Source organism: Streptomyces sp. NPDC002884 (assembly GCF_040295245.1).
Taxonomy (GTDB): Bacteria; Actinomycetota; Actinomycetes; order Streptomycetales; family Streptomycetaceae; genus Streptomyces.
The window spans coordinates 110,240-123,320 of the sequence record NZ_JBEOVB010000018.1 but is presented as its reverse complement, the minus strand read 5'-3'; the positions used below and the strand labels follow the sequence as shown (position 1 = coordinate 123,320).

Annotated in this window: 13 protein-coding genes; 8 read left to right on the top strand and 5 right to left on the bottom strand. The window is 73.3% G+C overall.

Annotation, left to right across the window (positions count from 1 at the left end; all coding sequences use genetic code 11):
• Positions 1-152: 152 nt before the first annotated feature.
• Positions 153-1,352, bottom strand: coding sequence for an MFS transporter (locus ABT070_RS29940; RefSeq protein ID WP_351765022.1), 1,200 nt, complete (start codon positions 1,350-1,352; stop codon positions 153-155).
• Between the two features lie 108 nt (positions 1,353-1,460).
• Between ABT070_RS29940 and ABT070_RS29935 the strand changes: the two genes are divergently transcribed.
• The 3 genes from ABT070_RS29935 to ABT070_RS29925 all read left to right on the top strand — a co-directional run bounded on the left by ABT070_RS29935 (position 1,461) and on the right by ABT070_RS29925 (position 4,514).
• On the top strand, positions 1,461-1,859 hold the full coding sequence (locus ABT070_RS29935; RefSeq protein WP_351765021.1) for a MerR family transcriptional regulator: 399 nt from the start codon (positions 1,461-1,463) through the stop codon (positions 1,857-1,859).
• 40 nt (positions 1,860-1,899) lie between these two features.
• The gene (locus tag ABT070_RS29930) at positions 1,900-2,676 is read left to right on the top strand and encodes a GNAT family N-acetyltransferase (RefSeq protein WP_351765019.1); all 777 of its coding nucleotides are present in this window, start codon (positions 1,900-1,902) and stop codon (positions 2,674-2,676) included.
• Between the two features lie 386 nt (positions 2,677-3,062).
• Entirely contained in the window at positions 3,063-4,514 is a 1,452-nt protein-coding gene (locus tag ABT070_RS29925) for a hydrolase (RefSeq protein ID WP_351765017.1), read from the top strand.
• A 40-nt stretch (positions 4,515-4,554) separates the two neighbouring features.
• On the opposite strand, the gene ABT070_RS29920 is transcribed toward ABT070_RS29925, so the two are convergent.
• Complete coding sequence (locus tag ABT070_RS29920) at positions 4,555-5,154, bottom strand: GNAT family N-acetyltransferase (protein ID WP_351765015.1); 600 nt, start codon at positions 5,152-5,154, stop codon at positions 4,555-4,557.
• Positions 5,155-5,409: 255 nt separating this feature from the next.
• Entirely contained in the window at positions 5,410-5,850 is a 441-nt protein-coding gene (locus ABT070_RS29915; RefSeq protein WP_351765013.1) for an SPW repeat protein, read from the bottom strand.
• A gap of 236 nt (positions 5,851-6,086) precedes the next feature.
• On the opposite strand from ABT070_RS29915, the gene ABT070_RS29910 reads away from it, so the two are divergent.
• From ABT070_RS29910 to ABT070_RS29890, 5 genes are all read left to right on the top strand, one after another.
• Complete coding sequence (locus ABT070_RS29910) at positions 6,087-7,409, top strand: NAD(P)/FAD-dependent oxidoreductase (protein WP_351765011.1); 1,323 nt, start codon at positions 6,087-6,089, stop codon at positions 7,407-7,409.
• A gap of 122 nt (positions 7,410-7,531) precedes the next feature.
• Positions 7,532-8,260: a DUF1365 domain-containing protein gene (locus tag ABT070_RS29905; RefSeq protein ID WP_351765088.1), complete on the top strand. Its 729-nt coding sequence runs from the start codon at positions 7,532-7,534 to the stop codon at positions 8,258-8,260.
• A complete protein-coding gene (locus tag ABT070_RS29900) occupies positions 8,257-9,543 on the top strand; it encodes a class I SAM-dependent methyltransferase (RefSeq protein ID WP_351765009.1) in 1,287 nt (428 codons plus the stop codon). The genes ABT070_RS29905 and ABT070_RS29900 overlap by 4 nt, the downstream gene beginning before the upstream one ends.
• Complete coding sequence (locus ABT070_RS29895; RefSeq protein ID WP_351765007.1) at positions 9,540-10,859, top strand: class I SAM-dependent methyltransferase; 1,320 nt, start codon at positions 9,540-9,542, stop codon at positions 10,857-10,859. The genes ABT070_RS29900 and ABT070_RS29895 overlap by 4 nt, the downstream gene beginning before the upstream one ends.
• A complete protein-coding gene (locus ABT070_RS29890; protein ID WP_351765005.1) occupies positions 10,856-11,656 on the top strand; it encodes a DUF1295 domain-containing protein in 801 nt (266 codons plus the stop codon). The genes ABT070_RS29895 and ABT070_RS29890 overlap by 4 nt, the downstream gene beginning before the upstream one ends.
• Before the next feature lie 22 nt (positions 11,657-11,678).
• On the opposite strand, the gene ABT070_RS29885 is transcribed toward ABT070_RS29890, so the two are convergent.
• Both ABT070_RS29885 and ABT070_RS29880 read right to left on the bottom strand, forming a co-directional pair.
• A complete protein-coding gene (locus ABT070_RS29885) occupies positions 11,679-12,431 on the bottom strand; it encodes an anti-sigma factor (protein WP_351765003.1) in 753 nt (250 codons plus the stop codon).
• Positions 12,428-13,012 carry a sigma-70 family RNA polymerase sigma factor gene (locus ABT070_RS29880; protein ID WP_171395289.1) on the bottom strand — a complete coding sequence of 195 codons (585 nt, stop codon included), beginning with the start codon at positions 13,010-13,012 and terminating at the stop codon, positions 12,428-12,430. The genes ABT070_RS29885 and ABT070_RS29880 overlap by 4 nt, the downstream gene beginning before the upstream one ends.
• Positions 13,013-13,081: the final 69 nt, after the last annotated feature.

The window sequence follows — 13,081 nt, the reverse complement described above, 5'->3', positions numbered from 1 at the left end:
ACTCGGTCGGACCACTCCGCCTGACGGCTCGGTCGGACCACCCCGCCGGACCGCCCCGCCGCATCACCCTGGTGGACCTCTCGGCCGCACCATCCCGCCGATCGACTCGGCGGAACCGTCCGGCGAGGCCGGGACGGGCTTTGCTCCCCGGCCTAGGCTGGGTTCCGCGCCACCGGGAACGCGTGCCGGCGGCCCAGTGCGACCGCGGTGAGGGCCAGCGCGACCAGCGGCAGCGCCGTCCACGGCAGTGCCCCCGCGCCCAGCGCCTCCAGGGCCACACCTCCGGTCAGCGAACCGCCCGCGATGCCCGCGTTGTACACGGTGGTCTGGAGTGAGGTCGCCACGTCGGAGGCCGCGGGCCCCGAGGCGTTCACCAGCGCCGTCTGGATGAGGGTCGGCGCCCCGCCGAAGGCCACTCCCCACAGGGCGACCGAGACGAGCAGCACGGCGGGCGTGTCGGCGTACCGGCCGAGGGCCGCCATGACCGCCGCGCAGAGGGCGAGCGCGCCGAGCAGCGTGGCCCGCGGGCGCCGGTCCACCAGCAGGCCCGTCGCCCAGATCCCGGCGACCGTGGACGCCCCGAACACCAGCAGCACCACATCCGTACGCCCGAACCCGGCGTGCTCGGCGAAGGGCGCGATGTACGTGTACAGCACCTGGTGCCCCAGCAGCAGGAACAGGGTGACGGAAAGGATCACCGGGAGCCCGGGCAGCAGGGCGACCCGGGCGAGCGGCACCCGCTCACCCCGCGCCTCGCCCGGGAAGCCCGGGACCCGCCACCGCACCCAGCCCACGAGCAGCACCGCGAGCCCGGACAGCAGCCCGAACGCCGCGCGCCAGCCCACCACCTCGGCGAGCGCCGTCCCGGCGGGCACCCCCAGCGACAGCGCGAGCGTGATGCCGGCGAGCACGACCGCGATCGCCCGGCCGCGTCGCTCGGCCGGCACCATCCGCGCCGCGTACCCGGCGAGCATCGCCCACAGCGTGCCGCCCATGACGCCGGCCACCAGGCGCGCCGCGAAGGTGAGGCCGTACGACGACGACAGCGCGACCACCGCGTTGCTCAGCGCGAAGCCCAGCAGGGTGCCGACGAGAACCGGCCGGCGCGGCAGACCGCGCAGCAGCGCGGTCACCGGGATCGCCGCCACGAACGACGCCACCGCGTACCCGGTGACCAGGAAACCCACCCGGGCCTCGGGAACGCCGAGGGCCGGTGCTATGTGCGGCAGCAGCCCGGCGGGCAGCAGCTCGGTCACCACGGCGGTGAAGGCGGCCGTGGACAGGGCGAGCAGCCCCGGCCAGGGCAGGGATGCGGGCAGGGCTGTGCCCTTGACCGTGGAGGTGGTGGACATGCGACCATGGTCGAACATTCACATCAGTGTGAAGGCAAGCGTGGTCCTGGAGCCGCTCACGCAGCGACGGCCAGGAGCGGCGACGCGGAGCGACGATCGGAGCGCGGGATGAAGATCGGCGACCTCTCCGGGCGCACCGGTGTCCCCACCCGGCTGCTGCGCTATTACGAGGAGCAGGATCTGCTGCACCCCGAGCGCGGTGAGAACGGCTACCGCTCCTACGGGGAGGCGGCCGTCCGGGACGTCCAGCAGATCCGCGGGCTGCTCGACTCCGGCCTCACCACCGAGATGATCCGCGCGATCCTGCCGTATCTGTCGGGACCCGAGGAGATCATCCTGCCCGCCGAGCACCTCACCCCGCAGACCGCCGCCCTGCTCGAGGGGCACATCGACCGTATCCAGGCCCGGATCGACTGCCTGGCCCGCAACCGCGACCGGCTGAGCGCGTATCTGGCGGCGGTGCGGCCGGACGGCGTGGCGGCGTCCGGCTCGGTCCAGCATCGGTAATTCCGTTGTCGGGGCCGCTCGGGGGTGCTGGAGTGGGCGTATGGATCACGCTGCGGTACTGGCCCTGTACGACCGGGACATGCGCGAAGGCGCGCGCCCCGAGAGCTCCGACGCGCGCGTCGAACGCACCGGGGGCGTGGTCCGCCATGTCGGCGGCGAGGGCGGCTGGAGCGGGGTGCTCTGGTCGGACCTGGACTCCGTCGACGCCGACGCGGTGATCGCGCAGCAGGTCGCCTACTTCACCGGGCTCGGCCACGAGTTCGAGTGGAAGCTGCACGGGCACGACCGTCCCGCCGACCTCGGCCTACGTCTCGTCTCGGCCGGTTTCACCGCCGATCCGGAGGAGACGCTGATGGTCGGCGAGACCTGTGACCAGCTGGTCGACGCCGAACCGCCCGAGGGGGTCCGCATCGTTCCCGTCGCCGACCGGGCGGGCGTCGAGCTGATGGTCGAGGCGAACGAGAAGGCGTTCGGTCACGACGGCTCCTGGCTCCGGGACCTCCTGCTCGCCCGTCTCGCCGTCGACCCGGACGCGATCGTGGCCCTCCTCGCGATGGCCGGGGACGTGCCGGTGAGCTCGGCGCGGATGGAGCTCATCCCGGGCGCGCGGTTCGCGGGCCTGTGGGGCGGCGGCACCGTCGAGGGCTGGCGCGGCCGGGGTGTGTACCGCGCGCTGATCGCGCACCGCGCCCGTATCGCCGCCGAGCGCGGCTACCGCTACCTCCAGGTGGACGCCTCCGACCAGAGCCGCCCCATCCTCGAACGCCTGGGCTTCGCGCCGCTGACCACCACGACGCCGTACGTGTACGCGCGGTAGAACGGCTGAGGGGGAGAGGAACAGAGGGGGAGAGGAACAGAGGGGCTGAGGGGCTGAGGGACAGAGGGGCAGAGGGGCAGAGGGGGAAGGGCAGCGCGGCAGCGCGGCAGGGCGCCACGGCGCCCGTCGCGGCCGGGTCGCTGCGGCCGGGTCGCGCCACGCGCCGGGCGGCGTCGACGACCTTGGCGGTGGGGGTGGTGGCACCAGCGGCCGGGTGTTGACGTTTTCGGTCGCGTTATTGCCTGCGTTTGATGTTCACCGCTCAGTCATGCCATGTACCTTTCAATCGTTCCACGCGGGTAGAACCCTCGAATGCGGTATCTACGCGCGCAGATTTTGGCGCCCGCACCCGCCTCGTGTCCCCCCATCTCACGGAGGTTCGCCGGATGCTCGGATCACAGAGATCCCGCCGTAAGGTCACCACCGTCCTGGCCGGTCTCGGACTGCTCGTCACCGGAGCCGCCCTTCAGATCAGCACCAGCGCCACGCCCGCCCACGCGGCCACCCCCCACCGCATCCTGTTCGACGACGGCCACGCGGAGGAGGCCGGCAACGCCGACTGGATCATCTCGACCAGCAAGCCCGACCCGCTCTCCCAGGACTCCTCCCCGTCCTCCGAGACGGACTGGACCGGCGCGCTGTCGTCGTGGGGCGTCGCCCTGCAGAAGACCGGCGACTACAGCCTCAAGACCGCCACGAGCGCCCTCACCTACGGCGGCTCGGCCACCACCGACCTGTCGAACTTCGACACGCTGGTCCTGCCGGAGCCCAACACGCTGTTCACCACCGCCGAGAAGACGGCGATCATGAACTTCGTGAAGAACGGCGGCGGCCTGTTCATGGTCTCCGACCACACGGGCGCCGACCGCAACAACGACGGCGAGGACGCGGTCGAGATCCTCAACGATCTGATGACCAACAACAGCGTCGACTCCACCGACCCGTTCGGTTTCTCCGTCGACTCCCTCTCCGTCAGCTCCGGTTATCCGGCCGCGATCAGCGACAGCAGCGACCCCGTCCTGCACGGCTCCTTCGGCACCGTCACCAAGAGCCTGATCGCCTCCGGCACCACGGCCACGCTCAAGCCGGCCGACAACTCCTCGGTCAAGGGCCTGCTGTACCGCAGCGGCTACTCCGGGAACACCGGCGCCTTCTTCGCCACCAGCACCTTCGGCAGCGGCCGCGTCGCCTTCTGGGGCGACAGCTCACCGATCGACGACGGAACCGGCCAGTCCGGCAACACCCTCTACGACGGCTGGAACGACACCGGCGCCACCAACGCCGCCCTCGCCCTGAACGCCACCGAGTGGCTCTCCGGCGCGAGCGGCAGCGGGGGCGACGACGGCGGTGACGACGGAGGCACCTGCGCCGCCGCACAGCTCCTCGGCAACAACGGCTTCGAGTCCGGCGCCGTCACCTGGAGCGCCACCAGCGGTGTCATCACCAACTCCAGTAGCCAGTCGGCGCGTTCGGGCTCGTACTACGCCTGGCTCGACGGCTACGGCAGCGCGACCACCGACACGCTCTCCCAGTCGGTGACCGTCCCGTCCGGCTGCACCACCGCCGCCCTGAGCTTCGCTCTGCACATCGACACGGCGGAGACCACCACCAGCACGGCCTACGACACCCTCAAGGTCCAGGTGCTCAACAGCTCGGGCACCGTGCTGAGCACCCTGGCGACCTATTCGAACCTGAACGCCGCGAGCGGCTACACCCTGCGCTCGTTCAGCCTGGCGAGCTACGCCGGACAGACGGTGACCCTCAAGTTCACCGGCACGGAGGGCTCGACCCTCCAGACGTCGTTCGTCATCGACGACACCGCGCTCGACGTCGGTTGACCCGACGGCGGCCGGGTCGCCCCCTCGGGTGGCCCGGCCGTCACCCGGTACCCTCCGGCCGGAGGGACCAGGTGCGCAAGCGGACCTCGCGGCCCTTGGCCTGCCGGAGTGCGGGCGGCTCGGCGGCGAGCGTGAACCCGCACGTGCGGGCGACGGCCTCGCTCGCGGTGTTCCCGTGTTCGATGCACAACACCACACGCCGTGGCCGTGGTTCGCGCAGCGCGAGCTCCGTGACCAGGCGCACGGCCCGGCCGGCGAGGCCCTGCCCGCGGTGTCCGGCGCCGACCCCGTAGGCGAGTTCGGCGTCCCGCTCGTCCGATCCGCTGCGGAACAGCAGCACCTCGCCCCTGGGGCGCCCGCCGTCCGTGGTGATCGCGAGCTGCGCCGTACGGCCTTCGGCCCGGCTCGTCCGCGCCCTGTCGAGGTAGGCGCGGGCCGCCCGGGCGTCGAAGGGGGAGACGACCGGGGTCCATCGGGCGATCTCGGGGTCGTCGTACACCTCCACCAGGGCGTCCAGGTCGTCATCGGTCCATTCGCGCAGGACGATCCCCGCGCCTTCGAGCCGCAGCGGTGCGGGCGGCACGACGAAACTCCCCTTGGTCTGCATGAGCAGATCCTGGCCGGTGGCGGCCCGTGACATGCGGGTGATCGCCGGCCTGATCGAGGATCGGTGGATCGACGAGTCCGAGCGCCCGCGGCCGCGCCGGCTCCCCGGCGCCGAGCGACGAGCCCGGGAAGCCGTGACCGGCGCTCCCGGGTCGGCTTCGACCCTTGGCCGCACGCCGACGTCGTCCGGCCCGCCGTGACCCGCCGTGACCCGGCGGAACCCGCACGACGGCCGGGCCGGTCCGCGTGGGCGGACCGGCCCGGCCGTCGTCCGGTTGCGACGGGGTCCCTACGACTGCGGGGTGCTCTTGGCCACCGTCGCGGTGCACATCAGCCCGAGGATCAGGGCCAGGGCGCCGATGACGATGTTGTTGACCACGACGCCGGCGTCGGGGCTGTCGCCGACGACCCACGGCGCGATGATCATCCAGATGCCCAGCGCGCACATGGCCCAGCTCAGGCCGTACATCCGTGCGGGAGCCGCGGTGAAGCCGAGGGCCAGCAGGCCGATCGCGATCCCGACGATCAGGTTGTGCGTCATGAGCGCGGGCTGGCTTGCGGTGTAGTGGAGGATCCACGGGGACACGGCGCAGTACAGACCGAGCAGGAACACCGGTCCGTCCACGAGCGCCACATCACGACCGCCGAGCATGCGGGCGTACCTCGCCTGCATCTCGGGAACATCGGGGTGCGTCGACATGTCACCTCTGGTGGGCGAGACGTTGGCCATGATTCGTCTCCTTCGACTTGCAGGCCCGACCGCTGCGGAGCGGTGTGCGGTAAGTGCCGCGCCTCTTCATTCTGCTCTTATTTGGTCTTTATGTGTAGAGGTCGAACATACTGTTCGCATATCCGATCATTCGTCCCTCCTGATAAAGAATCCCGTCCTACGGCCAATCCGCGCCCGCCGCGGTCTCGGATTACCCGCGACGGGCCCGGACCGGGGCCGAGCGGGAGGAGCGGACGATGGTGCGGACGACAGCGGCGACCGGCGGCGAGCCGCGCGGGGGACCCGCAGGCGGGTCCGACGGGCGGCGGACGGCGGTCGTGGGCAGCGGGGTGGCCGGGCTGACCGCCGCGCATGTGCTGCGTCGCGGAAACCGCCGGGTCACCCTCTACGAGGCCGACGACCGGCTCGGCGGACACGCCCACACCCACGACCTCACGGCACCCGACGGGCGGACCCACCGCGTCGACTCCGGGTTCATCGTGCACAACCGACGGACCTACCCCCATCTGCTGCGGCTCTTCGACGATCTGGGCGTCTCCACCCAGGAGTCGGAGATGAGCATGTCCGTACGGTGCGACGGCTGCGGACTCGAGTACGCCGGAGCCCGCGGCCCCGCCGGCCTCCTGGCCCGGCCGCGCAACGCCGTGCGCCTTCCCTATCTGCGCATGCTCGCCGAGGTGCCCGCCTTCCACCGCGCGGCCCGCCGACTGCTCGCCCACGGAGCCGAGGACACCTTCACCCTGGGGGAGTTCCTCGACCGCGAGGGCTTCTCCGCCTATTTCCGCGCGCACTTCATGACGCCGGTCGTCGCGGCGGTCTGGTCCTGCGACGCCGTCACCGCCCAGCGCTACCCGGCCGCCTACCTGTTCCGGTTCCTGGAGCACCACGGGATGCTCGGGATCGGCGGCTCCCCCCTGTGGCGCACGGTGACCGGCGGCTCGCGCGCGTACGTCGACCGGGTCGCCGAGCAGCTGGACGCCGTCCGCACCGGCGCCCCCGTACGGGCCGTGCGGCGCACCGCTGGCGGCGCCGAGATTACCACCGACGACGGCGTGACCGAGGCCTACGACGCCGTGGTGATCGCCGTCCACCCCGACCAGGCGCTGCGGATGCTCGCCGACGCCACCCCGCGGGAGAAGGAGGTGCTCGGCGCGTTCCGCTACGCGCGCAACGTCACCCTCCTGCACACCGACACCGCGGTCCTCCCGCGCGCCCGTCGCGCCCGGGCCTCCTGGAACTACCTGATGCCGTCCTGCGGCACGGGCGCCGACCACGTCCGGGTCAGCTACGACATGAACCGGCTCCAGCGGCTCGACGCGGCCGAGCCGTACCTGGTCACCCTCGGCGGCGAGGACCGCGTCGACCCCGGCCGGATCCTCGCCCGCATGGCCTACGAACACCCGGTCTACACACCGGAGTCGGTCGCGGCCCAGCGGGAACTGCCCGGCCTGAACACCACCGTCACCGCGTTCGCGGGCGCCTACCACGGCTGGGGGTTCCACGAGGACGGCTGCCGTTCCGGAGTGACGGCGGCGGCCGCGCTGGGGGTGCGGTGGTGACGCCCCGGAGCACGCGGACCGCGAAGGCCGAGGGGACCGAGGGCGCCGGCCGGGTCGAGACGGCCGAGGGGACCGGCCGGGGCGAGGGGGCCGAGCGGGCCGAGCGGTCCGAGCGGGTCACCGTGACGACACCCGCCCTGTACCCCTGCACGATCACCCACGTGCGCACCGCACCCGTCCGGTACGTGCTGCGCCACCGTACCCACCTGTGGCTGGTCGACGTCGACCGTCCGCCCGAACTCCCGCGTGCGCTACGGGCGTTGGCCCGCTTCGACGCGCGCGACCACTTCACCGGCGACGGGCCCGGCCTCAGGGCGGGCCTGGACGCCTTCCTGGCGGCGCGCGGCGTCGACCTGGCGGGCGGCCCGGTGCTCATGCTCACCCAGGCCCGGGTGCTCGGACACGTCTTCAACCCGCTCACCCTCTACTGGTGCCACGGCCCCGACGGCGAGCCGCGCTGCGTGGTCGCCGAGGTCCACAACACCTACGGCGAACGCCACTGCTACCTGCTCGACACGGACGCCGACGGCAGGGCACGGACCGACAAGGAGTTCTACGTCTCGCCGTTCTTCCCCGTCGACGGCCACTACCGCATGCGGCTGCCCAGGCCGGACGAGCGGCTGGACCTCACCGTGCACCTCGACCGCGAGGGCGGACGCCCCTTCACCGCAACCGTGCGGGGCACACGACGGGAAGCGACGAACGGGCGGCTGCTGCGCCTGGCGCTGCGCCGCCCCTGGTCCACCGTCGCCGTATCCGCGGCCATCCGACTGCACGGCATCCGCCTGTACCTGCGCGGCCTGCCCGTCCGACCCCGTCCCGACCACCGCACCGGAGAGAACAACCCATGACGTACGTCGAGCCCCGTCCCGCCACCGCGCGGCGGGGCGACTGCCACGCCGTCCCGCACTCGGAGGCCGCACACCGGCCCGGCGTGACCGCACCGCCGTCCGCCTCACGCTTTCGCACCGCCGTGACCGGCGCCGTCGTCCGCCGGGCGCTGGACCGGCTGCCCCTGCGGGCACGCTACGCGGACGGCACCACAGTGGGCCGGGGCGGACCGCTGCTGGAGATCCGGGACCCGCGCGCCTTCCACGCCCGGATCGGCGCCCACGGCCTGATCGGCTTCGGCGAGTCCTACATGGCCGGCGAGTGGGACGCGCCCGACCTGGTCGCCCCGCTCACGGTGCTCGCCGCCCACGCGGCCGACCTGATCCCCGCCCCGCTCCAGCGCCTGCGCGGTCGCTGGGCACAGCGCCAGCCGCACCACCGGCGCAACACCCCGGACAACGCCCGCGCCAACATCAGCCGCCACTACGACCTGTCCAACGACCTGTTCACGCTGTTCCTGGACGACACGCTCACCTATTCGTCGGCTCTCTTCCGCGGCTTCCCCGCGCACTGGGACCTGCTCGCCGCCGCCCAGCACCGCAAGATCGACCGGCTGCTCGACCTCGCCCGCGTCCGCAGCGGCACCCGGCTGCTGGAGATCGGCACCGGCTGGGGCGAACTGGCGCTCCGGGCCGCGGCGCGCGGCGCCCGGGTCACCTCGCTCACCCTCTCCGGCGAACAGCGCGACCTCGCCCTCGCCCGGGTCCGGGACGCCGGCCTCGCCGACCGGGTCTCGGTCGAGCTGTGCGACTACCGCGAGGCACGCGGCAGTTACGACGCCGTCGTGAGCGTAGAGATGGTCGAAGCCGTCGGCGAGGAGTTCTGGCCGGTCTACTTCCGCACCCTCGACGACCGCCTCGCCCCCGGCGGCCGGGCCGCCCTCCAGGCCATCACGATGCCCCACGAGCGGATGCTGGCCAGCCGGGACACCCACACCTGGATCCAGAAGTACATCTTCCCCGGCGGCCTGCTGCCCTCCGTCGAGGCCGTCGAGCGCACGGTCCGCGACCACACCCGGCTGACCGTCGCCCGCCGAGACGGCTTCGGCGCGCACTACGCCGAGACGCTGCGGCTGTGGCGCGAGCGGTTCACCGAGCGCGCCGACGAGGTCGCCGCCCTCGGCTTCGACGCCACCTTCCGCCGGATGTGGACCCTCTACCTCGCCTACTCCGAGGCCGGCTTCCGCTCCGGCTACCTCGACGTCCAGCAGTACCTGTTCGCCAAGGAGGACCCGACCCGATGACCGACCCGCGCACCGCCCGCACCACGCGGCCCGGCACCGCCCGACGGCTCGCCGCTCTCGTCGAGGACGCGCTCGGCACGGCGCTGCCCGTCCGGCTGCGCGCCTGGGACGGCAGCGAGGCGGGCCCGGCCGACGGCCCCGTCGTGGTCGTACGCTCCCGCCGCGCCCTGCGCCGCCTGCTCTGGGAACCCGGCGAACTCGGCCTCGCCCAGGCCTATGTGACCGGCGAACTCGACATCGAGGGCGATCTCGCGCACGCGCTGCGCACCCTCTGGGCGGCCGCCCGGGAACGGGGCCCGCACACCCCGCGGCCCGCCCTCGCCGACCGCACCCGCGCCGCGGCCGAGGCGCTGCGGCTCGGCGCCGTCGGACCGCGTCCGGCCCCGCCCGCCGCCCAGGCCCGGCTCCGCGGCGGCCTCCACAGCCGGGCCCGCGACCGGGCCGCGATCAGCCACCACTACGACCTGTCCAACGACTTCTACCGCCTCCTCCTCGGCGAGCCGATGGCCTACTCCTGCGGCTACTGGGCGGACGAGGAACCCGACCGCACCCCGGCCGAGGCCCAGTACGCCAAGCTGGAGCTGGTCTGCCGCAAGCTCGCCGTCGTCCCCGGCGCCCGGCTGCTCGACATCGGGTGCGGCTGGGGCTCGCTCACCCTGTACGCCGCCGAGCAGCACAAGGCGCAGGTCACCGCCGTCACCCTGGCGCACGAGCAGGCCGCGTACGTACGGCGCAAGGTGCGTGAACGGGGCCTGGAGCACCGGGTCGAGGTGGTGTGCCAGGACTACCGGGACATCGACGGCGGGGCCTACGACGCCGTCGCCACCATCGAGATGGGCGAGCACGTCGGGGACGCCGAGTACCCCGCCTTCGCCGCCGCGCTGCGCCGGCTGGTCCGCCCGCGCGGCCGGGTGCTCGTGCAGCAGATGTCGCGCGGGCGGAACGCGCCCGGCGGCGGTCCGTTCATCGAGGCGTACATCGCTCCCGACATGCACATGCGGCCGCTCGGCGAGACCGTCACGCTCCTGGAGGGCGCCGGGCTCGAGGTGCGGTCCGCCGAGTCGCTGCGCGAGCATTACGTGCGCACCGTCGCCGCCTGGCACCGCACCCTGGAGGACCGTTGGGCCGACGTGGTGCGGCTCGTCGGCGAGGAGACGGCCCGGGTGTGGCGGCTCTACCTGGTCGGCGGGGCGCTCGCCTTCGAGGAGGGCCGCATGGGCGTCGACCAGATCCTCTGCGTGCGGCCGACCTCGCTGGGCGACAGCGGGATGCCCGGCAGTCCGGAGAACTGGTACCGAGGGCTGGAGCGGTCATGAGCGGGTTTCCCTGGGGCGCGTTCGCGCTCAACCTCGCCTGGGCCGCAGCGGCCGTCCTCGCCGTGCTGCTCGTCACCTTCGCGCTGGCCGTGCGCAAGGGGGTGCACCGTCTCGTGGACGTCGCCTGGGGAGTCGCCTTCACCGCCGTCGCCCTCGTGACCTGCGCGGTCTCCGCCGGACACGGCGACACGGGGCGCCGTGTCCTGGTGACCGTCCTGACGGCCGTGTGGGGGATGCGGCTGGCCGTGCACATCGCACGCCGGGGCCGGGGCCACGGAGAGGATCCGCGCTACGAGGCGATGCTGGCGAAGGCTCCCGGCAGCCGGAACCTGTACGCGCTGCGCATGGTGTACCTGCTCCAGGGCGCGCTGGTCTGGCTGGTGTCGCTGCCGGTCCAGGCCGCGCAGTACGTGCCGGCGCCGATGACCGCGTTCGCCTGGGCCGGCACGGCGCTGTGGGCGGCGGGGATGTTCTTCGAGGCGGTGGGCGACGCCCAGCTCGCCCGCTTCAAGGCGGATCCGGCCAACCGGGGCCGGGTCATGGACCGCGGCCTGTGGCGCTGGACCCGGCACCCGAACTACTTCGGTGACTTCTGTGTCTGGTGGGGTCTCTTCCTCGTCGCGTGCGACTCCGCCTCCTCGGCGCTGGTCGGCTTCGTCTCCCCGGTCGTGATGAGCTTCCTGCTGATCAGGGGCAGCGGAATGCCGCTCCTGGAACGCCACATGGCCGAGCGGCCCGGCTACGCCGAGTACGTCTCGCGAACGAGCGGCTTCTTCCCGTGGCCGCCCGGGCGCTGACCCGGGCGGCCGTCCGGCCCGGTCAGGCGGGGAACGGCAGCAGCGCGACGGGCGCCGAGGTGGGCTCCTTCGAACCGCCCGCCGGCTCGACCGTGATGCCCACCGCGGACGCGTCGTCGACCGCCCCCCGCAGGACCACCGCCTGACTCGTGCGACGCGGGTCCATCAGCCCCGCGTCGCGCATGACGCCGTGCTCGTCGAACCACAGCTGATAGACCTTGCCGCCGGGCGGCTCCGCCATCCCGGCGGCGAGGAACACGGCCCGGTCGCGGCTCGCGGACACGACCACGGTCCCCTCGGCCCCGTCCGCCAGCCGGACCGTGCGCGAGCGGGCGTCGGGCGCGGCGAGCACCGCGGACAGCTCCGCGGACGCGCGCTCGGAGCGGCCGGCCTCGGCCCGGGCGTCCTCGGCGCGCTGGTACTGCCACACGGTCGTGCCGCCCAGCCCCGCCGTCGCCGCCAGGCAGGCGGCCAGCACCCAGCGGGACGCCCACCACGCCCTTCGTGACCTGCGTTCCGAGCGGTCCCAGGGCGTCCTGGCCGGGGTGGCCTGCCGCACCTCGGCGATCCGCCGCAGCACCTGGTCCCGGCCGCCGGGCGTCGGCCGCAGCGACACCGCCAGCCCCAGCCGGGCGGCCGTCGCGGTGAACTCCGCGACCTCACGGGCACAGGCCTCGCAGTCCGCGAGATGGCGTTCGAAGGCGGCGCGTTCGTCGTCCTCCAGGGCGTGCAGGGCGTACGCGCCCGACAGCGTGTGCAGATCCGACGTGATCACGCGCTCACCCCCAGGCAGTCGCGCAGCCGGATCAGTCCGTCGCGGAGCCGGGTCTTGACCGTGCCGAGGGGCACGGCCAGGGCCTCGGCGACCTGCCGGTAGGTCAGCCCCCGGTAGTAGGCGAGCTCCACCGCCTGCCGCTGGAGCTCGGTCAGCGTGCGCAGACAGCGCCGTACCTGCTCCCGTTCGAGCCGGGCCTCCACCTGTTCGATGACCTCGTCGTACTCGGGCGCGTGGTCGAGCAGGGCGGCCCGGTGCTCGCGCGCGGCCGCGGCCTGCACCGAGCGGACCCGGTCCACGGCCCGCTGGTGCGCCATGGTCAGGACCCAGTTGACGGCCGAGCCGCGCTCGGGCCGGTAGCGGGGAGCCGAGCGCCACACCTCCACCAGTACCTCCTGGGCGACCTCCTCCGACTGCGCCCGGTCGCGCAGCACCGCGCGCACCACCCCCAGCACCGGCCCCGCGACGATGTCGTAGAGACCGGCGAAGGCCTCCTGGTCGCCCAGGGCCACCGCGCCGAGCAGTTCTTGGGGATCCGGCTGGGAGGCCGGGTTCCGGCCGATGTGAACGGCTTCTTTCACGGGGGATCCTTCGGGAGTGCGGTATGTCCGGGCGTAATCCGGTGCGCGAGGGGCGGGGGATTGGTCCGC

Excerpts from the sequence above, each read along its gene's own strand:
- ABT070_RS29915 (WP_351765013.1), bottom strand. The coding sequence starts at position 5,850 with ATGGCCAACGTCTCGCCCACCAGAGGTGACATGTCGACGCACCCCGAT.
- ABT070_RS29925 (WP_351765017.1), top strand. The coding sequence starts at position 3,063 with ATGCTCGGATCACAGAGATCCCGCCGTAAGGTCACCACCGTCCTGGCC.
- ABT070_RS29935 (WP_351765021.1), top strand. The coding sequence starts at position 1,461 with ATGAAGATCGGCGACCTCTCCGGGCGCACCGGTGTCCCCACCCGGCTG.
- ABT070_RS29940 (WP_351765022.1), bottom strand. The coding sequence starts at position 1,352 with ATGTCCACCACCTCCACGGTCAAGGGCACAGCCCTGCCCGCATCCCTG.
- ABT070_RS29890 (WP_351765005.1), top strand. The coding sequence starts at position 10,856 with ATGAGCGGGTTTCCCTGGGGCGCGTTCGCGCTCAACCTCGCCTGGGCC.
- ABT070_RS29910 (WP_351765011.1), top strand. The coding sequence starts at position 6,087 with ATGGTGCGGACGACAGCGGCGACCGGCGGCGAGCCGCGCGGGGGACCC.
- ABT070_RS29920 (WP_351765015.1), bottom strand. The coding sequence starts at position 5,154 with ATGTCACGGGCCGCCACCGGCCAGGATCTGCTCATGCAGACCAAGGGG.
- ABT070_RS29895 (WP_351765007.1), top strand. The coding sequence starts at position 9,540 with ATGACCGACCCGCGCACCGCCCGCACCACGCGGCCCGGCACCGCCCGA.
- ABT070_RS29900 (WP_351765009.1), top strand. The coding sequence starts at position 8,257 with ATGACGTACGTCGAGCCCCGTCCCGCCACCGCGCGGCGGGGCGACTGC.
- ABT070_RS29930 (WP_351765019.1), top strand. The coding sequence starts at position 1,900 with ATGGATCACGCTGCGGTACTGGCCCTGTACGACCGGGACATGCGCGAA.